General features: G+C 73.6%; 27 protein-coding genes. 17 read left to right on the forward strand and 10 right to left on the reverse strand.

Features of this window, described 5'->3' with window-relative positions:
• Positions 1-98 precede the first annotated feature (98 nt).
• The 3 genes from JOE63_RS08185 to JOE63_RS08195 are packed head-to-tail and all read left to right on the forward strand — an operon-like array spanning position 99 to position 5,334.
• Positions 99-1,451 (forward strand): XdhC family protein, encoded by a 1,353-nt coding sequence (locus tag JOE63_RS08185; RefSeq protein ID WP_204540503.1) that lies wholly within the window; start codon positions 99-101, stop codon positions 1,449-1,451.
• On the forward strand, positions 1,442-2,317 hold the full coding sequence (locus JOE63_RS08190; RefSeq protein WP_087472845.1) for an FAD binding domain-containing protein: 876 nt from the start codon (positions 1,442-1,444) through the stop codon (positions 2,315-2,317). The genes JOE63_RS08185 and JOE63_RS08190 overlap by 10 nt, the downstream gene beginning before the upstream one ends.
• Positions 2,314-5,334, forward strand: coding sequence for a molybdopterin-dependent oxidoreductase (locus JOE63_RS08195; RefSeq protein WP_204540507.1), 3,021 nt, complete (start codon positions 2,314-2,316; stop codon positions 5,332-5,334). The genes JOE63_RS08190 and JOE63_RS08195 overlap by 4 nt, the downstream gene beginning before the upstream one ends.
• Before the next feature lie 51 nt (positions 5,335-5,385).
• Here the strand turns inward: JOE63_RS08195 and JOE63_RS08200 are convergent, their stop codons facing one another.
• Complete coding sequence (locus tag JOE63_RS08200) at positions 5,386-6,099, reverse strand: nucleotidyltransferase family protein (protein WP_204540510.1); 714 nt, start codon at positions 6,097-6,099, stop codon at positions 5,386-5,388.
• Positions 6,100-6,337: 238 nt separating this feature from the next.
• Between JOE63_RS08200 and JOE63_RS08205 the strand changes: the two genes are divergently transcribed.
• Positions 6,338-7,507 carry an SPFH domain-containing protein gene (locus JOE63_RS08205; RefSeq protein WP_204540513.1) on the forward strand — a complete coding sequence of 390 codons (1,170 nt, stop codon included), beginning with the start codon at positions 6,338-6,340 and terminating at the stop codon, positions 7,505-7,507.
• A gap of 2 nt (positions 7,508-7,509) precedes the next feature.
• A complete protein-coding gene (locus JOE63_RS08210) occupies positions 7,510-8,586 on the forward strand; it encodes a hypothetical protein (RefSeq protein WP_204540515.1) in 1,077 nt (358 codons plus the stop codon).
• 3 nt (positions 8,587-8,589) lie between these two features.
• Here JOE63_RS08210 and JOE63_RS08215 read toward each other — a convergent pair whose 3' ends face one another.
• A complete protein-coding gene (locus JOE63_RS08215; protein WP_087471471.1) occupies positions 8,590-9,000 on the reverse strand; it encodes a winged helix-turn-helix transcriptional regulator in 411 nt (136 codons plus the stop codon).
• Positions 9,001-9,141: 141 nt separating this feature from the next.
• On the opposite strand from JOE63_RS08215, the gene JOE63_RS08220 reads away from it, so the two are divergent.
• Complete coding sequence (locus JOE63_RS08220; protein ID WP_204540518.1) at positions 9,142-10,020, forward strand: SDR family oxidoreductase; 879 nt, start codon at positions 9,142-9,144, stop codon at positions 10,018-10,020.
• 65 nt (positions 10,021-10,085) lie between these two features.
• Here JOE63_RS08220 and JOE63_RS08225 read toward each other — a convergent pair whose 3' ends face one another.
• The gene (locus JOE63_RS08225) at positions 10,086-10,469 is read right to left on the reverse strand and encodes a universal stress protein (protein ID WP_204540521.1); all 384 of its coding nucleotides are present in this window, start codon (positions 10,467-10,469) and stop codon (positions 10,086-10,088) included.
• Between the two features lie 43 nt (positions 10,470-10,512).
• Positions 10,513-11,445 carry an IclR family transcriptional regulator gene (locus JOE63_RS08230; RefSeq protein WP_204540524.1) on the reverse strand — a complete coding sequence of 311 codons (933 nt, stop codon included), beginning with the start codon at positions 11,443-11,445 and terminating at the stop codon, positions 10,513-10,515.
• A 73-nt stretch (positions 11,446-11,518) separates the two neighbouring features.
• Here JOE63_RS08230 and eda point away from each other — a divergent pair, with 73 nt between their 5' ends.
• The 5 genes from eda (at position 11,519) to JOE63_RS08255 (ending at position 15,147) form a co-directional block, all read left to right on the forward strand.
• Positions 11,519-12,178 carry a bifunctional 4-hydroxy-2-oxoglutarate aldolase/2-dehydro-3-deoxy-phosphogluconate aldolase gene (eda, locus tag JOE63_RS08235; protein WP_204540527.1) on the forward strand — a complete coding sequence of 220 codons (660 nt, stop codon included), beginning with the start codon at positions 11,519-11,521 and terminating at the stop codon, positions 12,176-12,178.
• Positions 12,179-12,181: 3 nt separating this feature from the next.
• Entirely contained in the window at positions 12,182-13,303 is a 1,122-nt protein-coding gene (locus tag JOE63_RS08240; protein WP_204540530.1) for a sugar kinase, read from the forward strand.
• An 88-nt stretch (positions 13,304-13,391) separates the two neighbouring features.
• Positions 13,392-13,787, forward strand: a complete 396-nt coding sequence (locus JOE63_RS08245; protein WP_204540533.1) for a hypothetical protein — start codon at positions 13,392-13,394, stop codon at positions 13,785-13,787.
• A 99-nt stretch (positions 13,788-13,886) separates the two neighbouring features.
• A complete protein-coding gene (locus JOE63_RS08250) occupies positions 13,887-14,351 on the forward strand; it encodes a TFIIB-type zinc ribbon-containing protein (RefSeq protein ID WP_204540536.1) in 465 nt (154 codons plus the stop codon).
• Positions 14,352-14,376: 25 nt separating this feature from the next.
• A complete protein-coding gene (locus JOE63_RS08255) occupies positions 14,377-15,147 on the forward strand; it encodes an SDR family NAD(P)-dependent oxidoreductase (protein WP_204540539.1) in 771 nt (256 codons plus the stop codon).
• 114 nt (positions 15,148-15,261) lie between these two features.
• Here the strand turns inward: JOE63_RS08255 and JOE63_RS08260 are convergent, their stop codons facing one another.
• Both JOE63_RS08260 and JOE63_RS08265 read right to left on the reverse strand, forming a co-directional pair.
• Positions 15,262-16,149: a DUF4231 domain-containing protein gene (locus JOE63_RS08260; RefSeq protein WP_239577504.1), complete on the reverse strand. Its 888-nt coding sequence runs from the start codon at positions 16,147-16,149 to the stop codon at positions 15,262-15,264.
• The gene (locus JOE63_RS08265) at positions 16,149-16,733 is read right to left on the reverse strand and encodes a TIR domain-containing protein (protein ID WP_204540545.1); all 585 of its coding nucleotides are present in this window, start codon (positions 16,731-16,733) and stop codon (positions 16,149-16,151) included. Before JOE63_RS08265 ends, JOE63_RS08260 begins: the two co-directional genes overlap by 1 nt.
• 262 nt (positions 16,734-16,995) lie before the next feature.
• Here JOE63_RS08265 and JOE63_RS08270 point away from each other — a divergent pair, with 262 nt between their 5' ends.
• Positions 16,996-17,973, forward strand: a complete 978-nt coding sequence (locus JOE63_RS08270; RefSeq protein WP_204540548.1) for a bile acid:sodium symporter family protein — start codon at positions 16,996-16,998, stop codon at positions 17,971-17,973.
• Positions 17,974-18,003: 30 nt separating this feature from the next.
• Here JOE63_RS08270 and JOE63_RS08275 read toward each other — a convergent pair whose 3' ends face one another.
• Positions 18,004-18,462 carry a SufE family protein gene (locus JOE63_RS08275; protein WP_141391226.1) on the reverse strand — a complete coding sequence of 153 codons (459 nt, stop codon included), beginning with the start codon at positions 18,460-18,462 and terminating at the stop codon, positions 18,004-18,006.
• Positions 18,463-18,620: 158 nt separating this feature from the next.
• Positions 18,621-19,532 carry a sulfurtransferase gene (locus JOE63_RS08280; protein WP_141391225.1) on the reverse strand — a complete coding sequence of 304 codons (912 nt, stop codon included), beginning with the start codon at positions 19,530-19,532 and terminating at the stop codon, positions 18,621-18,623.
• Positions 19,533-19,663: 131 nt separating this feature from the next.
• On the opposite strand from JOE63_RS08280, the gene JOE63_RS08285 reads away from it, so the two are divergent.
• Complete coding sequence (locus JOE63_RS08285) at positions 19,664-19,945, forward strand: hypothetical protein (RefSeq protein WP_204540551.1); 282 nt, start codon at positions 19,664-19,666, stop codon at positions 19,943-19,945.
• An 11-nt stretch (positions 19,946-19,956) separates the two neighbouring features.
• Here the strand turns inward: JOE63_RS08285 and JOE63_RS08290 are convergent, their stop codons facing one another.
• The gene (locus JOE63_RS08290) at positions 19,957-21,318 is read right to left on the reverse strand and encodes an aspartate aminotransferase family protein (protein ID WP_204540554.1); all 1,362 of its coding nucleotides are present in this window, start codon (positions 21,316-21,318) and stop codon (positions 19,957-19,959) included.
• Between the two features lie 107 nt (positions 21,319-21,425).
• Here JOE63_RS08290 and JOE63_RS08295 point away from each other — a divergent pair, with 107 nt between their 5' ends.
• The 4 genes from JOE63_RS08295 (at position 21,426) to JOE63_RS08310 (ending at position 26,018) form a co-directional block, all read left to right on the forward strand.
• On the forward strand, positions 21,426-22,382 hold the full coding sequence (locus tag JOE63_RS08295; RefSeq protein ID WP_204540557.1) for a LysR family transcriptional regulator: 957 nt from the start codon (positions 21,426-21,428) through the stop codon (positions 22,380-22,382).
• Positions 22,383-22,441: 59 nt separating this feature from the next.
• Positions 22,442-23,752, forward strand: a complete 1,311-nt coding sequence (locus JOE63_RS08300; protein ID WP_307839998.1) for a helix-turn-helix domain-containing protein — start codon at positions 22,442-22,444, stop codon at positions 23,750-23,752.
• Between the two features lie 166 nt (positions 23,753-23,918).
• Positions 23,919-25,442, forward strand: coding sequence for an aldehyde dehydrogenase (gene adh, locus JOE63_RS08305; RefSeq protein WP_204540561.1), 1,524 nt, complete (start codon positions 23,919-23,921; stop codon positions 25,440-25,442).
• Positions 25,443-25,634: 192 nt separating this feature from the next.
• Positions 25,635-26,018, forward strand: a complete 384-nt coding sequence (locus JOE63_RS08310) for a DUF779 domain-containing protein (protein ID WP_204543574.1) — start codon at positions 25,635-25,637, stop codon at positions 26,016-26,018.
• Here JOE63_RS08310 and JOE63_RS08315 read toward each other — a convergent pair.
• Complete coding sequence (locus tag JOE63_RS08315) at positions 26,015-26,755, reverse strand: hypothetical protein (RefSeq protein ID WP_204540564.1); 741 nt, start codon at positions 26,753-26,755, stop codon at positions 26,015-26,017. The genes JOE63_RS08310 and JOE63_RS08315 overlap by 4 nt on opposite strands.
• Between the last annotated feature and the right edge of the window lie 19 nt (positions 26,756-26,774).

Below are 26,774 nucleotides of genomic sequence, written 5' to 3' on the forward strand. Positions count from 1 at the left end.
TCACAGCCGACGCGTCCCCGGACACGCAGGGGACTCACCGCAAGGGTTCACTGGAAGGACGCCGGTTCGCCGGCACCCTGGCGGAAGCGAGGCCCACGATGCTCCAGATCGTCGACCAGCTCGCCCCGTGGCTCGGCCCGGGGCAGCCCCCGTTCGCCGTCGCGACGGTGGTCGCGGCGTCCGGCTCCGTGCCGCGACCGGTCGGCACCGCGATGGCCGTGCGCGCCGACGGTGCCGTCCTCGGCAGCCTGTCCGGCGGGTGCGTCGAGGGCGCGGTGCACGCCGCCGCGCTCGACGCGATCGCCACCGGCGCGAGCCACCGCGAGACGTTCGGTTACAGCGACGACGACGCGTTCGCCGTCGGGCTGAGCTGCGGCGGCACGCTCGACGTGCACGTGCAACCGGTCTTCCCGGGGGACGACGTCGCCCGCGTGCTCGTCGCTCTGACGGCACCGCCCGCCGGCGGAGCGCGCGCGGGCTCGGACGTCCAGCCGCGTCCTGGCACGGATTCGTCCGACGGCGACGCCGAGGCCGCCGGGCGCGGGCCCGCGGCGCTCGTGCGCCGGATCGACGGGGCGCAGCGCACCGCGGTCCTCGTCGACGACCCCGGCGCCGCGGACGAGCGGAGCGTCGCCCGTGCACTGCGGGAACTGGTGGGACCGGCTGCGCTCGACGCCGCGGCGGCCCAGGTGGTCGCCGTGCTGCGCGCGGGCGGCACGGCGACGGTCCACGCGGCGCACGGAGCGCCGCGGGGCTCGGCGCGCGGTGCGGCGCTCGACCCGGAGACCGGCGCGGCGCCGCACGACGGCGGCGCCGCGTGCGACGAGACCGAGCCCGTCACGCTGCTCGTCGAGACGCGTCTGCCCGCGCCGCGGTTCCTCGTGTGCGGGGCCAACGACTTCGCCGGAGCGCTCGTGCGGCACGTGCGCCTGCTCGGCTATCGCGTGACGCTGGTCGACGCGCGCGAGGTGTTCGCCGACGCGCGCCGGTTCCCCGAGGCGGAGGTCGTCGTCGAGTGGCCGGACCGGTACCTCGCCGCCGAGGCCGCCGCCGGTCGCGTCGACCCGCGGACCGCCGTCGCGGTCCTCACGCACGACGCCAAGTTCGACGTGCCGCTCCTGCACCTCGCGCTCGACCTGCCGCTCGCGTACGTCGGCGCGATGGGCTCGCGCCGCTCGCACGCGCAGCGTGTCGCGGCCCTGCGCGCGGAGGGCGTCACCGAGGCGGCGCTCGCGCGCCTGCGCTCACCCATCGGCCTGGACCTCGGGGCGGTGACGCCTGAGGAGGTCGCGGTCTCGATCACCGCGGAGCTCGTCGCGACCCGGCACGGTCGGGCCGCCGTCGTCCCGCTCAGCGGCACCGACGGGCCGATCCACGCCGACCCCCCGCCCGCCCGTCTCCCCGCGGCCGTCGCCGCGACGGAACCCGAGGAGGCCCCCCGATGGACCTGAGCACCGTCACCGACCTCGTCCCGACCGTCGACCCCGGCGACTGGCGCGAGGGCGACGCCTGGCTCGCGGGCGGCACCGTCCTGTTCTCGTACGGCAGCCAGACGCTGCGGCGCCTGCTCGACGTGACGAGCGCCGGCTGGCCCGCGCTCAGCGTGACCGGCGACGGTCTCGAGATCGCCGCGACCTGCACGGTCGCCGAGCTGTGGGCCTTCGAGGAGAGCGCGCAGGCCGCGCCGGTGCGCGAGCGGTGGCGAGCGCTGGACCTCGTGCGCCCGTGCTGCGACAGCTTCGTCGCGTCCTTCAAGATCTGGAACACGTCGACCGTTGGCGGCAACGTCTGCACGTCCCTGCCGGCGGGGCCGATGATCTCCCTCACCGCCGCGCTCGACGGCGTCGCGGAGGTCTGGGGACCGGGCGGCACCCGCCGGGAGCAGCCGGTCGCCGAGCTCGTCACCGGAGAGCTGGCCAACACGCTCGCGCCCGGCGAGCTCCTGCGCGCGATCCGCGTGCCCGACCACGCGCTGCGCGCGCGCACCGCGTTCCGGCGCCTGTCGCTGTCCAACCTCGGGCGCTCGGGGGTGCTGCTGATCGGCCGGGTCGACCCGCCCGACGCCGGAGGGGGCCTCGTCCTCACGGTGACCGCCTCGACGCGTCGGCCCGTGCAGCTCCGGTTCGCCGCGGACGCGCTCCCGACGGCGGTCGAGCTCGCCGCCGCGCTCGACGTCGCGATCCCCGTCGACCTCTACCACGACGACATCCACGGGCTGCCCGCGTGGCGCCGGGACATGACCTACCGCCTCGGCGAGGAGATCCGCTCCGAGCTCCTCTCCGGGCTCGCGGACGGCACGGACGGAGACCCCCGATGACCGCGATCGACCCCCGCCCGATCCCGCCCGTCTCGATCGACGGTCGCACCGCCCAGGCCGTGCCGCGCGCGGGCCAGTGCCTGCGCACGTACCTGCGCGAGCAGGGTGCGCTCGGAGTCAAGAAGGGCTGCGACGGAGGCGACTGCGGCGCGTGCACGGTCCACGTCGACGGCGTCCCCGTGCACTCGTGCGTCTACCCGGCGCGGCGCGCGGCGGGCCACGAGGTGACGACCGTCCAGGGCCTCGCCGCGACGGCGTGCCACGGCAGCGGTGCCGGGGACGAGGAGACCGCGGCGTGCGACCACGACCCGCACGGTCCCCAGGAGACGCTGCACCCCGTGCAGCAGCAGTTCCTGGACGCGCAGGGCTTCCAGTGCGGGTTCTGCACGGCGGGGATGATCATGACCGCCGCGACGTTCGACGACGCGCAGCGCGCGAACCTGCCGCGCAACCTCAAGGGGAACCTGTGCCGCTGCACCGGCTACCGCGCGATCGAGGACGCCGTCCTCGGCCGGGGCGACACGACGGGCACCGCCCCGGGCACGGGGGAGCGCGCGTCGTCGGGCGGCGACCACGCCTCTACCTGGGGTGACCACGCCTCTACCTCGGCGGACCAGGGCTCTACCTCGCGTGACCAGGGCTCTACCTCGGCGGGCCGGGGTTCTCCCTCGGCGGTCGGGCGGGACGTGCCCGCGCCGGCCGGGCGCGGGGTCGTCACCGGGACGGTGCGGTACACGCTCGACGTCGACCCCGCCGACTACCCGGGGCTGCTCCACCTCAAGCTCGTCCGGTCGCCGCACGCGCACGCGCGGGTCGTCGCGATCGACGCGTCCGCGGCGCTCGCCGTGCCGGGCGTGCACGCCGTGCTCACGCACGAGGACGCGCCGGCGACGCGGTTCTCGACCGCGCAGCACGAGCTGTTCACCGACGACCCCGACGACACGCGCGTCCTCGACGACGTCGTGCGGCACGTCGGGCAGCGCGTCGCGGCCGTCGTCGCGGACACGGTCGCGGCGGCCGAGGAGGGCGTGCGGCAGGTGCGCGTCGAGTACGAGGTGCTGCCCGCCGTCGTCGACCCGGAGGAGGCGATGGCGCCCGGCGCGCCGCTCGTCCACCCCGGGCTCGACCCTGCCGAGGCGCGCGTCTCGCGGCCCGAGGCGAACGTCGTCGCCGAGGTGCACAGCGAGCTCGGCGACGTCGAGCGCGGTCTGGCGGAGGCCGACGTCGTGCACGAGGCCACGTACCGCACGCACCGCGTGCAGCACGCCGCGCTGGAGACCCACTGCGCCATCGCGTCGCTCGACGACGACGGCCGGCTCGTTGTGCGGTCGTCGACGCAGGTGCCGTTCCTCGCGCGGCGCCACCTCGCGCGCGTGCTCGACCTCGACCCGGAGCGCGTGCGCGTGCACTGCGAGCGCGTGGGCGGCGGGTTCGGCGGCAAGCAGGAGGTGCTCACCGAGGACGTCGCGGCGCTCGCGACGCTGCGGCTCGGGCGCCCGGTCCAGCTCGAGCTCACGCGCACCGAGCAGTTCGTGGGCACGACGACGCGCCACCCCTTCCGCATCCGGGTGCGCGCGGGCGCGCGTCGCGACGGGACGCTCACCGCGCTGCACCTGGACGTGCTCAGCAACACCGGCGCGTACGGCAACCACGGCCCCGGGGTCATGTTCCACGGGTGCGGCGAGTCGCTCGCGGTGTACCGGTGCGAGAACAAGAAGGTCGACGCGCACTGCGTCTACACGAACACCGTGCCCGCGGGCGCGTTCCGCGGCTACGGGCTGTCGCAGATGATCTTCGCCGTCGAGTCGGCGGTCGACGAGCTCGCGCAGCAGCTCGGGATGGACCCGCTCGAGCTGCGGCGGCGCAACGTCGTGCTCGACGGCGACCCCATGCTCTCCACGCACCCGACGCCGGAGGAGGACGTGCTCTACGGCAGCTACGGACTCGACCAGTGCCTCGATCTCGCCGCCGACGCGCTCGCGCGCGGGCGGGCTCGCGACGTCGCCGCGTACGGGGCGGGCGTCGGGTCGGGCGCTGACGCCCTGCCGGACCTCGGTCCGGAGTGGGGCGTCGGCGAGGGCACCGCGCTCTCCATGATCGACACCGTGCCGCCGCGGGGCCACTACTCCCACGCACGCGTGCGGCTGCGGGCCGACGGCGTGGTCGAGGCCGAGGTCGGGACCGCCGAGTTCGGCAACGGCACGACGACGGTCCACGCCCAGCTCGTCGCGAGCGCGCTCGCGCAGGACGCCGGGGACGTCGTCGTGCGGCAGTCGGACACCGACCTGCTCGAGCACGACACCGGCGCGTTCGGGTCCACGGGCACCGTCGTCGCGGGCAAGGCGTCGCTCGCCGCCGCGCAGGATCTCGCGGAGGCGGTGCTCAAGGTCGCGGCCGGGATGGCCGGCGCGGCGCCGGGGGACTGCCGGCTCGTGCCCGGGGGCGTCGACTGCACGGGAAGTGATCGAGCGACGACCGTCCTGCCGCTGGCCGACGTCGCGCGCGCCGCCACCGACGCCGGGATCGAGCTCGTCGCCGAGGGGCGCTGGGGCGGCACCCCGCGCTCCGTCGCGTTCAACGTGCACGGGTTCCGCGTCGCGGTCCACCACGGCACGGGAGAGATCCGCATCCTGCAGTCCGTCCAGGCCGCCGACGCCGGCGAGGTCGTCAACCCCCGGCAGTGCCGCGGCCAGGTCGAGGGTGGCATCGCGCAGGCTCTCGGCGCGGCGCTCTACGAGAACGTGATCGTCGACGACACCGGTCGCGTCACGACCGACATCTTCCGCCAGTACCACCTGCCGACCTTCGCGGACACCCCGCGCAGCGAGGTCTACTTCGCGCGGACGTCGGACACGGTCGGGCCCCTGGGGGCGAAGTCGATGAGCGAGAGCCCGTTCAACCCGGTGGCCCCCGCACTCGCCAACGCGATCCGCGCCGCGACGGGCGTGCGGTTCACCGAGCTCCCGCTCGCCCGGGACCGGATCTACCTGGCCATCAAGGCCGCCGACGCCCGCTGAGTGCTGGGTTCTTGTCGTCCACCCGGCTGTCCGACGACACGTACCCAGCACTCAGCGGGGGCGGGGGCGGGGGGCGAGGAGGTCGAGGTCGGCTTCCGTGTCGAGGTCGCGGCCGTCGCCCGGGTGGTCGACGACGTCGATCAGGTCCGCGTGGGCGCGCAGGAAGTCGCGTGCGCCGTGGTCGCCGTGGGCGCTCGTGGCGGCCGGCTCGGCGAGCGCGGCGTCGAGGACGAGCGGGTGGGCCCAGCGCGCGGTCCGTTCGGCGCCGAACCCGACCTCAGGGTCGTTCTCCGCCTCAGGACGACCTGCAGGTCGTGCCCGACGCGCGGGGCTCGTCGTCCAGCGCGACGCCGTCACGCGGCCGGGGTGGTGGGCGGCGAGGAGGCGCGCGACGTCGTCGGGCACGACGCCGGGCTGGTCCACGTGGGCGACGACGACCCGGGCGGGAGCGAGGTCGAGCGCCGCGGCGACGCCGACCCGCAGCGACGACGCCATGCCGGTCGCCCAGCCGGGGTTGTCGACGACGCGCACCCGGGGGTCGTCGAGCCTCGACCCCGCTCGGACGCGCCCGGACTCGGCGCCGAGGACCACGACGACGGCGTCGCACCCGCCCGCGAGCAGCACCCGGGCCCCGTGCTCGACGAGCGTGCCGCCGCGGTGAGGGAGCAGCGCCTTGGGCCCGCGCCCGAGCCGGGTCCCGGCACCCGCGGCGAGCAGGACGGCGACGGTGGGCGTCGCGGGCGCGGTCGTCGGCGGGGTCGGCACCCGGCCAGGATAGGTCGCCGCCGAACCCGGGGTCGCTCCCCGGACGGCCGCGTCCGTGGGGAGCGACCCCGGGTTCGGCGGACCGGGCGCGAACCTGCGGCCACCAGTCGGTTTTACCAACCCTTGGGGGTTTCATCGGCGGGGCGGGATGCCGCTATGCTCGGCGCGCCAGGGCGGGCCGTGCACCCGCACGTGCGGGCGCCCGCGGCCGTCCCGCACGACGAGCGAAGGAGTCCGGATGAGCTTCATGGAGAAGCTGCGCGGCCAGCTGATCGACATCATCGAGTTCCTCGACGAGAGCCGGGACACGATCGTCTGGCGCTTCCCGCGCCAGGGCAACGAGATCAAGAACCAGGCGAAGCTCGTCGTGCGCGAGGGGCAGAGCGCCGTCTTCGTGAGCGAGGGCCGGCTCGCCGACGTGTTCGGGCCGGGCACGTACACGCTCGAGACCAAGAACCTGCCGATCCTGTCGACGATCCAGGGCTGGAAGTACGGGTTCAGCTCGCCGTTCAAGGCGGAGGTGTACTTCGTCGCGACGCGCCAGTTCACCGACCTCACCTGGGGCACGCAGAACCCGGTGATCCTGCGCGACCCCGAGCTCGGCGCGGTCCGCATCCGCGCGTTCGGGACGTACGCGCTGCAGGTCGTGGACCCGTCGGCGCTGCTCCGCCAGCTCGTAGGGACCGACCCGCAGTTCCGCACCGACGAGATCGGCGACTACTTCCGCCGCCTCGTGGTCGGCCAGCTCGGCCCGGCGCTCGCGGAGGCCGGCGTCGCGGCGATCGACCTCGCCGCGAACCAGCGCGAGATCGCGACGCGGCTCGCGGGCCAGCTCTCGGAGGACCTGTCCGAGTACGGCATCGCGGTCCCGCGCTTCGTCCTCGAGAACGTCTCCTTCCCGCCCGAGGTCGAGGCGGCGCTCGACAAGCGGACGCAGATGGCCGTCGTCGGGAACCTCGACCAGTACACGAAGTTCCAGGCGGCGAACGCGATCGAGACCGCCGCCGCCAACCCCGGAGGCGCGGGCGACGGGCTGGGGCTCGGCGCCGGCATGGGTCTCGGCGCCGCCATGGGGCAGCAGCTCGCGCACTCGCTCGGGACGACGGCGGCCCAGCCGACCCCGGCCCCGGCGCCGCCCGCGGGGCCGCCGCCCCTGCCCGCCGCGGAGTCGCCCTGGTACTGGGCGGTCGGCGGCACGCAGGCCGGGCCCGGCACGACGGCGGACCTCGCCGGCCGCGTCCGGTCCGGCGAGGTGACGCGCGCGTCGCTCGTGTGGCAGGAGGGCATGGCCGCGTGGACCGCCGCGGGCGAGGTGCCCGCGCTCGCGGCGCTGTTCGCGGCGACACCGCCGCCCTTGCCGCCGACGGGCGCCCCGACCGGAGACCCGACCGGTCCGGTGGCGGGCTGACGGTGAGCGACGCCCAGGGAGAGCTCGTCCGGACGCGCTGCGACGCGTGCGGGTCGCAGCTCGCGTACGCGCCGGGGACGCAGCACCTGCGGTGCGTGGCGTGCGGCGGGACGGTCGCGATCGTGCACGCGCCGGGCGACGCCGTCGACGAGCACTCGTTCGACGCGTGGGCCGCCGCGCAGGGCGGTGTGCGCGCCGGGATCCTCGACGCGCGGGTCCTCACGTGCGACGGGTGCGGCGCGACGACGCAGGGGACCGACCTGTCCGTCGCGTGCCGGTTCTGCGGCGGGCACCTCGTCGCGGCGGCCGAGACGGACGGCCTGGTGCAGCCGGAGGCGGTCGTGCCGTTCGGCGTCGAGCAGGCGCAGGCGCGCGACGCGTTCCGGCGCTGGGTGCGCTCGCGCTGGTTCGCGCCGGGCGAGCTGAAGAAGGTCGGGGACACGGAGTCCCTGCACGGCTCGTACGTGCCGCACTGGACGTTCGACGCGCGCACGTCGTCGGCGTACTCGGGCCAGCGCGGGGACGCCTACTACGTGACCGTCAAGAACGGGGACGAGGAGCGCCAGGAGCGGCGAGTCAGCTGGACGCCCGTCTCGGGGCACGTCGCGCGCGACTTCGACGACGTGCTCGTCCCCGCGTCGTCGCACGTCGCCGAGCGCGACCTGTCGAAGCTCGGCCCGTGGCCGCTGTCGCACGCGGTGCCGTTCCGCGCCGAGTACCTCGCGGGGTTCTCGGCGGCGCGCTACGACGTCGAGCCCCCGGTCGGCCTCGACCGCGCGAAGCAGAAGATGGCGCCGGTGATCAAGGACGACGTCGAGCGCGACATCGGCGGCGACGAGCAGCGGGTCGGCTCGATCCGCACCGCCTACGCGGACGTCATGTTCAAGCTCGTGCTGCTGCCGCTGTGGATCGCGACGTACGTGTACGCGGGCAGGCAGTGGCAGGTCATGGTCAACGCGAACACCGGCCAGGTGATCGGGCGGCGCCCCTACAGCGTCGGCAAGATCGTCCTCGCCGTGCTGGCGGGCCTGCTGGTCGTCGGCGCGCTCGTGTTCTGGTACGTGCGCTCGCAGACGTGAGCGTCAGGCGTCCCGGCGCGCGTCGTACGCGTGCTGGGACGCCGTCACCTCCGCGACCGAGCCCTCGAGGACGTCGAGCAGCCCCGTGAGGCTGTCGGCGACGCGCCGCCCGAGGTCGGTGAGGGAGTACTCGACGTGCGGCGGGATGGTTGCGCGCACCTCGCGCACGACGATGCCGTCGCGCTCGAGGGACTGGAGGGTCTGGGCGAGCATCTTCTCGCTGACACCGTCGATGCGGCGCCGCAGCGCGTTGAACCGCACCGCGCCGTCGCGCAGCCCGGCGACCGTGAGCACGCCCCAGCGCCCGGTGACGGTCTCGAGGACGTGCCGCGACGTGCAGCCGCGCTGGAAGACGTCGGCCACCATCGCGTCGGTGGGTCCGGTGTCCTCCACGGGACGGGCGTCGGTCGTCATCGCCCCAGGATACGGCGCGTGCGCGTCGGGCGGCACTGTGAGATAGACCGCACCTACTCCTAGTTGGCACTGTCGAAAAGTAAGTGCATGCTGGGACGGTGCGACCGCCCGGTCGTGTCCCCGCACCGAAGGAGCCCTCGTATGTCCATCGCCGTCACCGGAGCCAGCGGCCACCTCGGCCGCCTCGTCGTCGAGTCCCTCCTCGCCCGCGGCGCCGACCCGTCCCAGGTGGTCGCCGCCGCGCGGACCACCGCCAAGGTCGCCGACCTCGCCGACCGTGGTGTCCAGGTCCGCGAGGCGGACTACGCGCGACCCGAGACCCTCGCCACGGCGCTCGCGGGCGTCGACGTCCTCGTGCTCGTGTCGGGCTCAGAGGTCGGGCAGCGGGTCCCGCAGCACCGCAACGTGGTCGAGGCGGCCGTCGCGGCCGGTGTCTCCCGCGTGATCTACACGAGCGCGCCGCACGCCACGACCTCCGCCCTCATCCTCGCGCCCGAGCACAAGGCCACGGAGGAGCTCCTGGCGGCCTCGGGTCTGGCGACCACGATCCTGCGGAACAGCTGGTACACCGAGAACTACGTCGGCGACGTGCTGGGTGCCCGCGAGTCCGGCGAGCTCGTGTCGAGCGCCGGCGACGGCCGCGTCGCGAGCGCGAGCCGCGCCGACTACGCCGAGGCCGCGGCGGTCGTCGCGCTCGCCGCGCAAGGGGACGCCACTGCGCACGCGGGCGCGGTGTACGAGCTGGGCGGCGACGTCGCGTGGACGTTCGACGACCTCGCCGCGGCGGCGTCCGAGGTGCTCGGCCGCCCGGTCGCGTACCGGCGGCTCACGCCGGACGAGCACCGCGAGACGCTCGTCCGCGCGGGCCTCGACGAGGGCACGGCCGGGTTCGTCGTCGCGCTGGACGGCAACATCCGCGACGGGCTGCTCGCCGAGACGTCGGGCGAGCTCGCCCGGCTGATCGGCCGCCCGACGACGCCCCTCGTCGACGGGCTGCGCGCCGCCGTCGCGCAGGGCTGAGAGAAGTCGCGACGCGGCCGCCCGGGAGGCCGGGCGGCCGCGCGGCGGCACCCGTCAGGACGGTGTCAGTGGGACGCCTTGACGACGAGCACCGGGACGGGCGAGTCGAGGAGCACGCGCTGCGTCGTGCTGCCGAGCAGGAACTTGCCGACCGGCGAGCGCTTGCGCGCGCCCACGACGACGAGGTCGGGGCCGGTGCGCTCGGCCGCGTCGATGATCGCCTCGGCGGGGTCGAGGTTCTCCGAGCGGTAGGAGATCTCGGGGTGGGCGACCTCGGCGGGAAGCGTGTCGAGCAGGTGCGCGAGGGTCGCGGGGACGCCCGCGTCGGCGTCCTGCGGGGTGAGGACGAGGACCGCGAGGGCGGTCGAGCGGTGGACCGCCTCGGCGACGGCCGCCCGGAACGCGGTCTCGCCCTGCGGGGAGTCGTTGTACGCCACGAGGACGGTCATCGCGGGCCCTTCCGTCATTCCGTCGTGCTGCGGTTGAACTCTCTCACAGCCCCGCGGGCGTCGCCGGTCGACGCGCTCCGGTCGCGGCGGGGCCGTCGGGCTGACCGTGCCGGCCGTGCCGGCCGAGCCGGCCGAGGCGGCCGATCCGGCCGAGCACAGCGTCCGGCACGGTGAGCGTCGGCGGCAGCAGGGGCGGGACCACCTCGCGGAGGACGGCCTCGATCTCACGGCGTCGGCGCGCCCCGAGCCGCTCGGCCGGCGCGGTGACGCTCACCGCGGCGACGGACTGGCCGTCGCGCAGCACGGGCAGGGCGACGCAGCTGATGCCCGGCTCGTTCTCCTCCGTCTCCGTCGCGAAGCCGCTCGTCCGCGTGGCGTCGCACGTCGCGCGGAGCGTGGCGGCCGTGACCGGGTGCTCCTCGGGGGCGGCCGCGGCGTACCAGGCGAGCGCGGCGTCGTCGAGCGGCCGGTGGGCCAGCAGCGCGCGCCCGAGGGCCGTGGTGGCCGCGGGGCGGCGCCGGCCGACGGCCGACCAGACGCGCACGGCGCGCGCGGGCTCGACCTTGTCGAGGTACACGATCTCCGTCCCGGCGAGGGCGCCGAGGTGCACGAGCTCGTCCGTCGCGCGGCACACGGCGACGAGCACCGGGTGCAGGAGCGCGGGCAGGTTCTCCTCGCCGAGGTAGACCGTCGCGAGCGCGGTCGCCGCCGGGCCGAGGCGGTAGTCGCCCGTCGTGGCGTCCTGCTCGGCGTAGCCGCGATAGCGCAGTGCCGCGAGCGTGCGGTGCAGCGAGGCCTTGTGCAGCCCGAGCGAGCGCGCGAGGTCGCCGAGCGCGACCCCGGGCGGGCCTGCCGCGGCGAGCGCCTCGAGCACGGTCAGGGCCTTGTCGACGCTCCCGAGCGGGCTCCCGGTCTGGCCCTCCGGCGTGGGCTCGCTGCCCTCTCGCCTGCCCGACGGCGTGCTCCCGGCTTCCATCGTCGTGGCTCCTTCACCTAGAGTGCGTTCCGTAGTAAACAACAGGCGTTCACCATAGCGAAACGGAGCGAGGATGTCATCCCACGGACCCATCGAGACGGTCGCGCGTGCCCGCGTCGTGCCCGTCGTCGTCGTCGACGACGCGGAGCAGGGCGTGCTCGTCGCGACCGCGCTGCGCGACGGCGGGCTGCCCGTCGCCGAGGTCACCTTCCGCACCGCGGGTGCCCGCGCCGCGATCGAGGCGATCGCGCGCGAGGTGCCGGACGTGCTCGTCGGCGCGGGGACGGTCATCAACGTGTCCCAGGTCGACGAGGCCGTCGAGGCCGGGGCGCGGTTCCTCGTCTCGCCGGGGCTCTCGGCCGCCGTCGTGCGCCGCGCGCAGGAGCTCGGGGTGCCGGTCCTGCCCGGCGTCGCGACGCCGTCGGACGTCATCGCCGCGCTCGACCTGGGCCTCGACGCCGTGAAGCTCTTCCCGGCGAACGTCGTCGGCGGCCCCGCGGCGGTCAAGGCCTTCTCCGCGCCCTTCCCGGGCCTGCGCTTCGTCCCGACCGGCGGCGTGAGCGCCGCCAACCTGCTCGACTACCTCGCGCTGCCGTCGGTGCTCGCGGCCGGCGGCTCCTGGATGGTTGACGCCGCGCTCGTGCGCGCGGGCGACACCGCCGAGATCACGCGCCGCACGCGCGAGGCCGTCGCGCTCGCCGCCACGGCCCCCCACCCCGCCGAAGGAGCCTGACCCGTGGCCGACACGACCCAGAACCAGCCGCCGCTCGCTCTCCGGCCCGCGGACGAGTGCGCCTACGACGTCGTCGCCCTCGGCGAGGTCATGCTCCGCCTCGACCCGGGCGAGCGCCGCATCAAGACCGCCCGCAGCTTCGACGCCTGGGAGGGCGGCGGCGAGTACAACGTCGCGCGCGGGCTGCGCCGCGCCTTCGGCCTGCGCGGCGCGGTCGTCACCGCGCTCGCGGACAACGAGGTCGGCCGCCTGGTCGAGGACCTCATGCTCACCGGCGGGCTCGACACGCGCTGGGTGCAGTGGCGTGAGTACGACGGCATCGGGCGCACCGTGCGCAACGGGCTCAACTTCACCGAGCGCGGGTTCGGCGTGCGCGGCGCGGTCGGCGTGTCCGACCGCGGCAACACCGCGATCGCCCAGCTCCGCCCCGAGGACGTCGACTGGGACGACGTGTTCGGCCGCGGCGTGCGCTGGTTCCACACCGGCGGCATCTTCGCCGCGCTGTCCGAGTCGTCCGCCGACGTCGCGGAGGCCGCCATGGCCGCCGCGCGCCGCCACGGCACGATCGTGTCCTACGACCTCAACTACCGCCCCTCGCTCTGGAAGGGCATCGGCGGCGTCGAGCGCGCGCAGGAGGTCAACCGCCGTCTCGCCCGGTACGTCGACGTGATGATCGGGAACGAGGAGGACTTCACCGCCTCGCTCGGCTTCGAGGTGGAGGGTGTCGACGAGAACCTCACCGACCTCGACACCGGGGCGTTCCGCGCGATGATCGCGCGGGCCGCCGAGGAGTACCCCAACTTCCAGGTCGTCGCGACGACGCTGCGCGGCGTGAAGACGGCGACCGTGAACGACTGGGGCGCGATCGCGTGGTCGCGCGTGCAGGGCTTCGCCGAGGCGACGCACCGCCCCGGGCTGGAGATCCTCGACCGCGTGGGCGGCGGCGACTCCTTCGCGTCGGGCCTCGCGTACGGGCTCCTGGAGCTCGGCTCGATCCACGAGGCGGTCGAGTACGGCGCGGCGCACGGCGCCCTCGCCATGACGACGCCGGGCGACACGTCGACGGCGTCGCTCGCCGAGGTGCGCAAGCTCGCCTCGGGCGGCAGCGCGCGCGTGCAGCGCTGACCGGGCCGCCTCCCGTCTTCCCGCCGTGCCGGGCTGCACGACCAGGGTTAGTGTGGTCGGGCTGTCGGCGGGAGGCGGGAGGTGCGGCGTGGCTGGTGGGGCCTTCGTGCCCGGGCTGCCACGCCGCGGCGCCGAGGAACCACCGGACCTGGCTCGCGCTCTCGAGCACGCGCGCATCCTCCGCGCGGCCGGCGATCCCGGTGGAGCAGCCCAGGTCCTCGACCGCTCGTTCGCCGCGGAGGGCGTGCGGACCCGCAGCGTCCCCGAGCGCGTCCGGTTCCGCGCCCTGGTGCTCCGCGCCGACCTCGCGCTCGCCCTGCACGACGAGGCCGCGGCGGAACGCTTCCTCGAAGGGGCGGAGTGGTTCAGAGCCGGGGCCGACTTCCTCCCGCGGGTCGCCGAGGCGCTCGCCGCCCTCGACGACGAGGTGCACCGCGCCGACGAGCTGCGCGACCGGCTCGCGAGCGAGCGCTGCACCGGCTGATGCGGCCGGCCGGGAACCGCGCGTGCGGGAGCCGCGTTGGACTCCGCAGTACCCGTGCGGGCGCCGACCGTGCCCGGCCCATCACGCGAGGAGGCAGACGTGCTGTGCCCCACCGACCAGACCGTGCTCGTCATGACCGAGCGCAAGGGCGTGGAGATCGACTACTGCCCGACGTGCCGCGGCGTGTGGCTCGACCGCGGTGAGCTCGACAAGATCATCGACCGCTCGCTGGAGAGCGAGATCGCCGCCGAGGCCGTCGGCCCGGCCGCTGCCGCTGCCGCACGCACCGCTCCGGCCCCCGCGGCCCCGCCCGCCCCCGCGCCGACGTCGTACCCGCCGGCGCCCGCCGCGGACTACGGCACGCCCGGCTACGGCGAGCGGCGCGACGCCCGCCGCGATGACCGCCGCTATGACGACCGTGACCGCTACCGGGGTGACCAGTACGGCGACGACCGGTACCGGGACGACCGCGACCGCCGCTACGACGGGCGCGACGGCTACGACCCCCGCTACCGCAAGCGGAAGAAGAAGGAGTCGTGGCTCGAGGACCTCTTCGACTTCTGACACGCCTCGTGGTCGACTGTCCCGCGTGACCGTCCTCGACTCGTTCTCGCTCGCCGGCCGCACGGCCCTGCTCACCGGTGGGAGCCGCGGGATCGGGCGCGCCGTCGCCCGCGCGCTCGGCGAGGCCGGCGCTCGGGTCGCGCTCACGGCGACGACGGCGCCTGCCGCCGAGGACGCGGCCGCCGCGCTGCGGGAGGCCGGGATCGACGCCCGCGGGTACGCGCTCGACGTGACGGACCGTGCCCAGGTGGACGATGTCGTCGGGCGCGTGGCCGCGGACCTCGGGGCCGTCGACCTGCTCGTCAACAACGCGGGGATCTCGATCGGCGGGGCGGCGCTCGAGATCGAGGACGACGTGTGGCACCGCACGCTCGCGACCAACCTCGACGGCGTCTGGTACTGCTCGCGCGCGGTCGCGCGCGCCCTGGTCGCCGACGGTCGACCGGGCGCGATCGTCAACGTCGGGTCGATGTCGGCGTCGATCGTCAACCGGCCGCGCTGGCAGCCCGCGTACCTCGCGTCCAAGGCGGCGGTGCACCAGCTCACCAAGGGCCTCGCCGCGGAGTGGGCGCCGCACGGCATCCGCGTCAACGCCGTCGCGCCCGGCTACGTGCGCACCGAGGCGTCGCCCGTCGACCAGCCGGAGTACTACGACGACTGCGTCGCGCCCGCCGCGATGCGGCGCTGGGCCGAGCCCGAGGAGATCGGCCCTCCGGTCGTGTTCCTCGCGAGCGCGGCGTCGAGCTTCATGACCGGCGCGGTCGTCACGGTCGACGGCGGCTACACCCTCTTCTGATCGCGGGACGATTATTCACGAATCGCCTTTGCGGGTGCACTACCTCGAACTGCCGAGCAAGAGTGCGCGCGATCAGGAACGTGCCACCGGAGCGAGGTATCGGCCAAGAACTGGCTACACAGCGCCCTGGCGTCGCGCACGCCACATAGTGTGCTCGCGACTAAATGCCGCTTCGGCGTCATGGGCGCTCTGAGCCCACGTTGCCTCATCGGCGCTTTGGGGCAGGGTGTCCCTAACCAAGTTCACCTCGTGGCTGGTGACCCCATAGGACTCCGAAAGGGAGGCGTATTTCTTCGCCTGAGTCCAAGCAACGAATGCTGCGGCGATTGCGGCGACAGCACCGAGAAAGTCGACATCACCGCCGGATGCCACGCGCGCGACCCCTGCGAGAAGGGCGACGGCTTCAAGAGTGATGACTATAACGCCGTACATGAAAGATCGACGCTTGTTCCATCGAGCCTTGTTGGCGTACCACGTCACCTGTCCCGCAACCCGCTGATCGTAATAGATCCGCGATCGGTCTGCCTGCGGAAGTGCGCGAATCGTTCGCATCGACTCTGTCACTCCGGGCGCGTCGTTGGCGTTCGCGCCAATGTCGAGGTGCGGAACAGTTGCCAGCACATCGCGTAGGACGTGTCTAAAGGCGCGTTCTGCGTCTGGATCGTCCAGCCGGAAAGCCTCGCCGCCCACGGCGTACTGCCACGCTGCAGACCGTATGGACTCGGCCGCGGCGCGCGCGTCGTACCAAGTCTTCTCGGCAGTGGATGCGACGCGCGTCACTTGCATGGTCAGGGCGGCGATGAAGAGTAGGAGGGCGGCAATTGGGCCAGATTTCCCGAGGATGTCCCCGGGAATCAATGCAGCACAGGCGGCTCCAGCCAATGCGCCGAGTTCTAGACCCTTCCAAATGTAGAACGTACGCTGGCTTAGAGCGGCTTTACCGTCAGCGGACCTAAACAAGGCGGGCAGGTCTAGTTCGGGAACTTGCGGTGGCACGTTCATCACGGCCGCACCTTTGTCTTGAACGAGATCGGAGCGGTGCGCTTGTCGTAGGCGCGATCAATCCAGCCGTTCGGATCCGTTTCGAACTCGCTCCATGTCGTTAGCACGCAGTAGCGGTCCTCTTCTGACCACGCACATTTGCTGTTGGGGATGTAGTAATTGTAGTGGAACTCTGAAATTGCGGTTGAGTCGTTCACCATAACAATGTTGTGCAGTGAGCCGCAGGTCATGCACTCGCTCTCGCCGCGAAAAACCGTGTCTTCGACCTCGGGGAGTACAATACCGAGGATTCCGCTCTTGCGACTGCTTGCCGAGTTATACAACGACGCCTGCAACTCGCGTTTGATATACTGCTGCTCGAACCATCCAAGGGTCTCGGCGGATCGTGAGCCGATTAGGAAGATGGTAACGGTAGAGTCGTGCAGGTAATCCTCTCGAATTCTCCGCATGATGTAGTCAGGATCGGTGGAGTTGATCGGCAGATTTAGTGACTTGTCGACGTAATCCAGGTGGGGCATATCCTGGATCGCCTGCTTGTATGCGGCGTCTTCGGTCTTGAAGGAGATGTAGACCTTGTGTCCCACGCTGTGCACTCCGCGCTGGTAGAGGGATCGTTGCTGTCGGTAGGAGCGTCCCACAGGCCACTGACATCCATCGGGCGCCCGCTCGCTCTCCCATGCGACCGAACCGGTGTTTGATGGTTGATTGCTCCCCTGCGGGACTGTAGATCCCGGTTCGATTACCGTGCCGTTGCGTACGCCTGTCCCACCATCATCCGTCTGGATCGATGGGCGTGACGGCCAGGCGTCTGCTGGTGATGGATGAAGGGAGTTAGGCTCGGTCCCCGTGCGCGCAGTCCTGAGCCGGTGGGTCGACCCGTTCGTCGTGACCCTGCTCGTCGTGCTCGTGTTGGGGCTGGTCGTGCCGGTGGGGCCGGACGCGCAGCGCGTGGTCGACGCCGTGGCAGACGTCGCGGTCACGGTCCTCTTCCTCGTCTACGGCATGCGCCTGTCGACGCGCGAGGTGTGGGCGGGCCTGCGGAGCTGGCGCCTCCAGGGCGGCATCCTCGCGGCGACGTACGTCGTGTTCCCGGTGCTCGGGCTCGTCACGGCGTGGGCGATCGAGCCGCTCGTCGGGGCGCCGCTGGCCGCGGGCGTGCTCTACCTGTCCCTGCTCCCGTCGACGGTGCAGTCGTCCGTCGCGTTCACGTCGGTCGCGCGCGGCAACGTCGCCGGGGCGATCTGCGGCGCGACGGTGTCGAACGTCGCGGGCATGGTGATCACCCCGCTGCTCGTGCTGTGGCTCATGGCCGGAGCAGACGGGGGTGCCAACGGTTCCACGGGCGGGCTCGGTGGGCTCCGGACCGTGCTGCTCCAGCTCCTGCTGCCGTTCGTCGTCGGACAGCTCCTCCAGCCGTGGGTCGGCGACTGGGTCCGCGCGCGGCGCTGGCTCACTCTCGGCGTCGACCGCGGCACCATCCTCGTCGTCGTGTTCGGCGCCGTCGCGGCCGCGTCCTCGGCGGGCGTGTGGGCGAGCGTGTCCGGGTGGTCGATCGTCGCGCTGCTCGTCGTGAGCGCGCTCGTGCTCGCCGCGATGCTCGCGCTCACCTGGTGGGGCGGGGCGGCCCTGCGGCTGTCGACGGAGGACCGGATCGCGCTCCTCATGTGCGGGTCCAAGAAGTCGCTCGCCACGGGTCTGCCCATGGCGAGCGTGCTGTTCCCGGTCGCCGTCGCGGGCGTCGTCGCCGTCCCGGTGATCGTGTTCCACCAGCTCCAGCTCGTCGTCTGCGCGGTCCTCGCACGCCGCCTCGCGCTCCGCGACTGACGAGCCGCCGCCGGCGAGCCCGGGTCGCTGTCAGGAACGGCCGGCGACCTGCTCGCGCACCTGGCGCTTGGCGCGCGTGAGCATGCCGTTCATGCCGCCGATGCGCAGCGGGCTCACGGCCCGCGTGAGGCCGATCGACATGGGGAAGTCGTCCGGCACGTCGAGCACCTGCTGCACGGTCAGGCCGGAGAGCCCTTGCGCGAGGATCGACGCGAACCCGCGCGTCGTCGGCGCCTCGGCGGGCGCGGTCGCGAAGAAGTGCACGACACCGTCGTCGTCGACCTCCGCGAACGCGCGCACGGGCGACTGGCACTCCTCGATGCGCTCGAGCAGACCGGGTGCGCTCGCGTAGCGCTCCGGGAGGTCGGGCAGCTCGTTGGCGAACTCGAGCAGGAGCTGGAGGCGCTCACGCTCCGGCAGCGCGAGGAAGTCCTCGCGGATCTCCGCGAGGGCCGCGGGCAGTGACGAGGCGTCGGTCGGGGAGCTCATGGTGGCGATCCTTGCATCGGGGGGAGTGCGGCCGGGACCTGGTCCCACCGTGCGGAACGCCCGGCGCGCGCGGCGTATGCCCGCGGCGGACGCCGACGGCGCGCGGCGGGCCACCAGGGCCGGCCGCGCGCCGTCGGGCGTGAGGTGCGAGCGGTGCGTCAGTTGAGCGACGCGGGGGCCTCGCCGGCCTCCTCGCCCTTGACGATCGGGACGCGCACGGCGTTGCCCCACTCGGTCCACGAGCCGTCGTAGTTGCGGACCTTGTCGAACCCGAGCAGGTAGGTCAGCGCGAACCAGGTGTGGCTCGAGCGCTCGCCGATGCGGCAGTACGTGACGACCTCGTCGTCCGTCGCGAGGCCGAGGCCACCCTCCTGGTAGATCGCCTCGAGCTGCTCGCGCGACTTGTACGTGCCGTCCTCGGCGACCGCGGTCGCCCACGGGACGTTGCGCGCCGTCGGGATGTGGCCGCCGCGCAGCACGCCCTCCTCCGGGTAGTCCGGGATGTGCAGGCGCTCGCCCGTGTACTCCTGCGGGGAGCGGATGTCGACGAGCGGACCGTTGCCGATGTGCGCGAGGACGTCCTCCTTGAACGCACGGATCGTCACGTCGTCGCGCTCGACGACGGGGTACTCGACGGCCTCCGGCGCGGGGACGTCGGTCGTGACCTCGCGGCCCTCCGCGATCCACTTGCCGCGGCCGCCGTCGAGCAGACGCACGTCCTCGTGGCCGAACAGCGTGAAGACCCACGCGGCGTACGCGGCCCACCAGTTGTTCTTGTCGCCGTAGACCACGATCGTCGTGTCGCGGCCGATGCCCTTGCCGCCCAGGAGCTGGGCGAAGCCCTTGCCGTCGATGTAGTCGCGCGTGTCGGGGTCGTTGAGGTCGGTGTGCCAGTCGATCTTCACCGCGCCCGGGATGTGCCCGGTCTCGTACAGCAGCACGTCCTCGTCGGACTCGACGACGACGATGCCGGGCTGACCGAGGTGCTCGGCGAGCCAGTCCGTGCTCACGAGGCGGTCGGGGTGGGCGTACTGGGTGATCTTCTCGGTGGTGTCGAGCGGTGCGGGCATGGTGTCCTCCGTGCGGCGGGAGCCGGGGTGTCCGAGGTGGTGGTCCGTCCGAGCGTCAGGCTAGGTCGGCTGTCCGCATCACGGAAGGGCTGTCGCGCATGCTGAGACGGTGTAAACGCAGGCTGCCGAGGGTGCGGCGCGCGGCCGGAACGGGCGGGCCGTTCGAGGTCGTCCTCGCGGTGAACGTCAACGTCTTCTGGACCCGGACGGCGGACGTCGAGCCGAGCGCGCTCGCGGCCCTGCTCGTCCCGGGCGGCGCGCTCTGGCTCGTCGACGAGACACCGGGCGGGGACGACGGCCGCGTCGTCGAGGGCGTCCGCGCGTCGCTCGACGTCCCCGGGCTGGGCGCGCCGGTCGTCGTGCGCGACGGCGTGGTGGCCGTCGGCGCACGCCGGACGCCCGCCGGGAAGTGACGGGGCGCGGCTCAGCCGAGGAGCTCGCGCTCCGCCTCGCCGAGCGCGCGGTCGAGGAGGTCGAGCCCGAGGTCGAGCTCCTCCTCGCTCACGGTGAGCGGCGGCGCGATGCGGAACACACCGCCCATGCCCCGGAGCTGTACGACGTTCATGTGGAGCCCCAGGTCCAGCGACCGCCGGGTGACCAGGGAGCCGAGGGCGTCGGCGCCCTCCTTCGTCTCGCGGTCGAGCACGAGCTCGATGCCCTGGAGCAGACCCCGCCCGCGGACGTCGCCGATCGAGGCGTGGCGGTCCTGGAGGTCGAGCAGCCCGGCGCGCAGGCGGTCGCCGAGCACGCGCACCCGGGCGTCCATCTGCTCGGCCTCCAGCACGTCGAGCACGGTGTTGCCGACCGCCGCGACGAGCGGGTCCGAGACGTGCGTCGTGAAGAAGAGGAAACCGCGCTCGTGCGCGCGTTCCTCGATCTCGGCGCTCGTGACGACCGCGGCGAGGGGCAGGCCGGCACCGAGCGTCTTGGAGATCGTGAGGATGTCGGGGACCACGGGCTCCTCGCCGTCGCGGCCCTCGAACGCGTACCAGGACCCGGTCCGGCACAGCGCCGTCTGCGCCTCGTCGAGGATGAGGAGCATCCCGCGCTCGTGGCACTTGTCGCGCAGCGCCGCGAGGTAGCCGGGCGGCAGCTCGACGATCCCGCCCGAGCTGAGGATCGGCTCGACGATGCACGCCGCGAGGCTCCCCGTGGACTGCACGTCGACGAGGTCGAACGCGAGGTCGAGCTGGCGGCGCCAGTCGTGCGCGCCGTCGGGCGTGAGGTGGTCGGGACGGTACGCGTTCGGCACGGGGACGACGAGGTTGCCGGGCGCGGTCGGGCCGTACCCGCGGCGTCCGGTGCTGTACGTCGCGGCGGCCGCGGCGTGCGTCATGCCGTGCCACGACCCGGCGAGCGAGACGACCTCGTGCCGACCCGTGACGAGCTTGGCCATCCGGATCGCGGCCTCGTTGGACTCGGCGCCCGTCGTGAGGAGCAGGACCTTCTCGAGCGGGTCGGGCAGCGTGCCCGCGATCCGGCGCGCGAGGTCGACGACCGGGCGCGAGAGCATCCCGGAGAAGAGGTGGTCGAGCGTGCCGATCTGGCTCCGGACCGTCTCGACGATCGCCGGGTGGCTGTGCCCGAGGATCGCGCTCATTTGGCCCGACGTGAAGTCGAGGACCCGCCGCCCGTCGGCCGTCGTGACGAAGCTGCCCGACGCGCTCTCGACGATCTCCGGGGTGAACGGCCCGCCGTAGCGCACGAGGTGCCGGTCGGCGTCGGACCAGAACGTCGCGGCGTCCGGGGTCGTCGGGGCGAGGGCGGGGGACGGAAGGACGGCCATCCTCCGAGCGTAGGGACGCAGCTCTGTGCGCGTACAGCACGAGTTCTCGTACAGTCTGTGCGGAGAACCCGCACAAGCGGCCGCGACCACATGGAACGGAGGACCGCGTGCTCAACGCCGCCCGGCTCCAGATCCTCGCCCGGCTCGAGAACCTCGGGACCGTGCGCGCGGTGGGCGCGTCCCTGCACCTGAGCCCGTCCGCGGTGTCCGCGCAGCTCGCGGCGCTCGAGGCCGAGACCGGGTCGCGCCTCGTCGAGCGGACCGGGCGGAGGGTGCACCTCACGCCCGCGGGGCGCACCCTCGCGCGGCACGCCCGCGTCATCCTCGACCAGATGGCGCTCGCGGAGGCGGAGCTCGCCCACCCCGACGGTCAGCCCGCCGGGGTCGTGCGCGTCGCGGCGTTCTCGAGCGGCGTCCGGACCCTCGTGATCCCCCTCGCGCGGCGGCTGGTCGTCGAGCACCCGCGGGTGCAGGTCGAGGTCGTCGAGCTCGACCCCCGCGAGAGCTGGCCCGCGCTCCGCCGCGCGGACGTCGACGTCGCCGTGACCGCGGACCTGCTCGACGGCGCGCGGCTCGCCGGGCCCGACGTCGCGACCGTCCCGCTGCTCGAGGACCCGGTCGTCCTCGTCGCGCCGTCGGGTGCGCCGTCGCACTCGTCGGAGGGGACGGTGGCGGGGGAGGGGCCGGTCGACCTTGCCGGTCTCGCCGACGCGCGGTGGGCGGCGGACCTGCCCGGCCGGTACCTGTCGACCCTCGTCGAGAGCGCGTGCCGCGACGCCGGGTTCGAGCCCCGCGTCGTCGCGCGGCTGCCCAGCTACGAGCTGCTGCTCGCGCACGTCGAGGCGGGGCTGTCGGTCGCGCTGCTGCCGGGCCTCGCCGTCGACCCCCGGTACGACGTCGTCGCCCGCCCGCTGCGGGCGCCCCGGACGCGCCCGGTGTACGCCGCGGTGCGCCGCGGCGCCCCGCCCACCGCGGCGACGGGCGTCGTCCTCGCCGGGCTGCGCCGCGTCGCGGCGGACGCGAGGGTCGCGGGCGGGGCCGCGCCCGCCCCGCCGCCGCGGTAGCGGGCCGACGCGCGCGCCCTACACTGGGCCCAGCACCGCACGACGACGTGGGAGGTCCCGTGTCGCGCACCCTCGTACCGCCGCTGCGCTCGGACGCGCACCCGCGTCGACCCGACGCGCGCCGCGACGCCCGCTCGGTCCGCGCCGCCTACCGGTCGTTCCTCGTCGACGGCGTCCTCCCGCACGGCGTCCACCCGGTCGTCGCCGACTCGTGGCGCCGGTCCGTGCACAGCGGTGTCGACCCTGAGGGCCCGCGCACGGAGTCGGCGCTCGCCCGCGACGACCTCGTCGCCTACCGCGACGCCCACCCGCTCGCCAGGGTCATGCCCGTGGTGCGCGAGCTCGTCGTCGACGCCGCGGCGGACGACGGCCTCGCCGTCGCCGTGTCCGACGACGCGGGCCGGCTCCTGTGGGTCGAGGGCAGCCGCGCGCTGCGGGACGCGGTCGAGCGCGTCGGGTTCGTCGAGGGGTCGGTGTGGCGCGAGGAGCGCGTCGGGACCAACGCCCCCGGGACCGCGCTGGCCGCGCGTCGGGCCGTGCAGGTCCTCGGCGCGGAGCACTTCTCCCGGCCCGTCCAGGCGTTCAGCTGCACGGCGGTCCCCATCCACGAGCCCGGGACCGGGCGCGTCCTCGGTGTCCTCGACGTCACCGGCCGCCAGTCGGCGGCCTCGAGCGTCGTCCTCTCGCTCGTGCGGGCCACGGTCCTGAGCCTCGAGCGGGAGCTCGCCCAGCGCGCGTCCGCACCCGGGGCCGGCGGCTCCGGGACCGTCCCTGCCCCGCCGCGCGACGGCGCACCCGAGCTGTTCGTGCTCGGCATCACGCCCGTGCTCCGCGCGGCGGACGGCCTCGAGCACCGGTTGTCGCTGCGGCACGCCGAGATCCTCGCGCTCCTCGCCGCGCACCCGCGCGGCCTCTCCGCGGACGAGCTCGCCGTGCTCCTGCACCCCGGCGCGCTCTCGGACGTCACCGTGCGCGCGGAGGTCTCGCGCCTGCGCCGCGTCGCCGGCCCGCTCCTCGCCGGCTCCCGCCCGTACCGGCTCGCGCGACCCCTGCGGACGGACGCCGACGTCGTGCGCGACCGGCTCGCGGTCGGCGACGTCCGGGGAGCGGTCGCCGCCTACCGGGGGCCGCTCCTCCCGCGCTCCGGCGCGCCCGCCGTCGAGCACCTGCGCGCCGAGCTCGCGGCGGAGCTCCGCGCGGCCGTCGTGTCGGCGGGCGACGCCGACGTCCTCGACGCGTGGACCCGCACCGACGACGGCGCCGAGGACCACGCTGCGTGGACGCGTCTCCAGAGCGTCGCCCACCACGGCAGCCCGCTCTGGGTCCGCGCCCGCGCGCACCTCGACCTCCTCGACGACGAGCTCTCCTGACCGAGACCTGTCGGGCGCGCGCTGCAACGGTGCTGCAACCCTCGCGTGCCTAGCGTCGTGCCACGGCGCGACGAGGCGCCGTGCCGCGCACCGCCGTCGGGCACTCCCCGCCTGACGGCGAGCTCCCTGAGGGGCGCGGCGAGTCACCACTGCGAGGAGGCAGACGATGACGGTCTACGCAGCTCCCGGCACGGACGGGGCGATCGCCGAGTACAGGGTCCGGTACGACCACTGGATCGGCGGCGAGTACGTCGCGCCGGCGAGCGGGCAGTACTTCGAGAACCCCAGCCCGGTGACGGGCCGGACCTTCACCGAGGTCGCGCGCGGCAACGCCGACGACATCGAGCGCGCGCTCGACGCCGCGCACGGCGCCGCCCGGTCGTGGGGTCGCACGAGCGCGACCGAGCGCGCGAACATCCTCAACAAGATCGCCGACCGGATGGAGGAGAACCTCGAGCGGATCGCCGTCGCGGAGACGTGGGAGAACGGCAAGCCGGTCCGCGAGACGCTCGCGGCCGACATCCCGCTCGCGATCGACCACTTCCGCTACTTCGCGGGCGCGATCCGCGCGCAGGAGGGGTCGATCTCCGAGATCGACGAGGACACCATCGCGTACCACTTCCACGAGCCGCTCGGCGTCGTCGGGCAGATCATCCCCTGGAACTTCCCGATCCTCATGGCCGTGTGGAAGCTCGCCCCGGCGCTCGCGGCGGGCAACTGCGTCGTGCTCAAGCCGGCCGAGCAGACGCCCGCGTCGATCCTCTTCCTCATGGACGTCATCGGGGACCTGCTGCCGCCCGGGGTGGTGAACGTCGTCAACGGGTTCGGCGTTGAGGCCGGCAAGCCGCTCGCGTCCAGCCCGCGCATCCGCAAGATAGCGTTCACGGGCGAGACGACGACCGGCCGCCTGATCATGCAGTACGCGAGCCAGAACATCATCCCGGTCACGCTCGAGCTCGGCGGCAAGTCGCCGAACATCTTCTTCTCCGACGTGGCCGACGCGCGCGACGACTTCTACGACAAGGCCCTCGAGGGGTTCACCATGTTCGCCCTCAACCAGGGCGAGGTGTGCACGTGCCCGTCGCGGGCCCTCATCCAGTCGTCGATCTACGACACGTTCCTCGGCGACGCGGTCGCCCGGACCCAGGCCGTCCAGCAGGGCAACCCGCTCGACACCGCGACGATGATCGGCGCGCAGGCGTCCAACGACCAGCTCGAGAAGATCTTGTCGTACATCGAGATCGGCAAGGCCGAGGGCGCGAAGGTCCTCACGGGCGGGACGCGCGCCGAGCTCGGCGGCGACCTCGCGGGCGGGTACTACGTGACGCCCACGATCTTCGAGGGCAAGAACTCGATGCGGATCTTCCAGGAGGAGATCTTCGGGCCCGTCGTCGCCGTCACCGACTTCTCCGACTTCGACGACGCCATGACGATCGCCAACGACACCCTCTACGGGCTCGGCGCCGGCGTCTGGTCGCGGTCGGGGAGCACCGCCTACCGCGCGGGCCGCACCATCGAGGCCGGGCGCGTCTGGACCAACTGCTACCACGCGTACCCCGCCGCCGCCGCGTTCGGCGGGTACAAGGGCTCCGGCGTCGGACGCGAGAACCACAAGATGATGCTCGACCACTACCAGCAGACGAAGAACCTCCTCGTCTCCTACTCGGCCCAGAAGCTCGGCTTCTTCTAGAGCCGGGCCCCTGTCCGCCGAACACGGGGTTGGTGTCGTTCTCGCCTTCAGAACGACAACAACCCCGTGCTCGGCGGTGAGCAACCTCGCTCTCGCTCCCTGCCGCAGGAGGTTCCCGTGCCCGACGACGTCCGCTCGCCACGCACGACTGGCGCGCCACCCGCGCGGGTCGCCCTCACCGACGACGCCGCCATGCTGCTCGCGCGGCTGCGCCCGGTCCACGGCGACCTCATGTTCCACCAGTCCGGCGGGTGCTGCGACGGATCGTCGCCCATGTGTTACCCGCAGGGTGACTTCCTGCTCGGTGACGCCGACGTGCACCTCGGCGACCTGGTCGTCGTCCCGGACGACGGCGGACCGGGCCAGTCCGACGGCGCGCGAAAGTTCACCGTGCCCGTGTGGATGAGCCGCGCGCAGTTCGAGTACTGGAAGCACACGCACCTGACGATCGACGTCGTGCTCGGCCGCGGCGCCGGGTTCAGCGTCGAGGCACCCGAGGGCGTGCGGTTCATCATCCGCTCGCGCGTCCTCACCGACGACGAGTGGGCCGCGCTCGGCGCCCTCGCGGGGCCTTAGAAGGTCCAGGCGTCCTCGACAGTCGTGTAGACGACGTCGACGTGGTCCCAGTCGAGCGAGACGTTCATCGTGAGGTCGGCCGGGTCCGTGACGCCGAACCCCTGCTTCCAGGTGATCGACTGTCCCGGGAGGACCGGGGCCGTGGGTGCGCCGCCGTAGCCCTGGTCGGAGTCGAACACCTCGTCGCCGGCGACGCCCCCGCTCGTGACCTGCGTGTAGCCCGACGAGGACCAGGTGGTGGCGGTCCCGTTGGTCACCGTGAAGGTGAAGCTGAGGTAGGTGGAGAACTCGCCGACCGCTGCCCACTCGCTCGGCGTGAAGTATCCGTCGTTGGCGACGGTGAGGGTGAGCCCGTCCTCCCACTCCATGGGGGTTCCGAACGACGTCACGGGGTTCTTGTTCGCGGCCTCCGCCTCGCTTTTCCCCGTGGAGTACCCGGCCTCGTAGCCGTCGTTGAACTTCTCGGTCCGCTCGGCGAGGAAGTCGGCACCCGCGCGCGCGCCCGTCGTCGACCCGTGCTCGTACCCGAGGTCGTAGCCCTCCTGGTACGTGCCGGTCAGGGTGGGTTCGGCGCCGGTCGGCTCGGCCGAGGTCGACGACGCGGCCGGGGTCACCTCCGGGGCCACCGGCGCCGCGAGACCGCACGCAGTGAGCGACCCGACGAGCGCGAGGGCGGCGGCGACCGCGCGGGCGCCCCGCAGCGGGGGCACGGACAAGGGCTGGCTGTACGGGGACATGGTGCTCCTTCGGTTCGGC

Origin of the sequence: Cellulosimicrobium cellulans (genome assembly GCF_016907755.1) — a bacterium.
In the GTDB taxonomy this organism is placed as follows: Bacteria; Actinomycetota; Actinomycetes; order Actinomycetales; family Cellulomonadaceae; genus Cellulosimicrobium; species Cellulosimicrobium cellulans_D.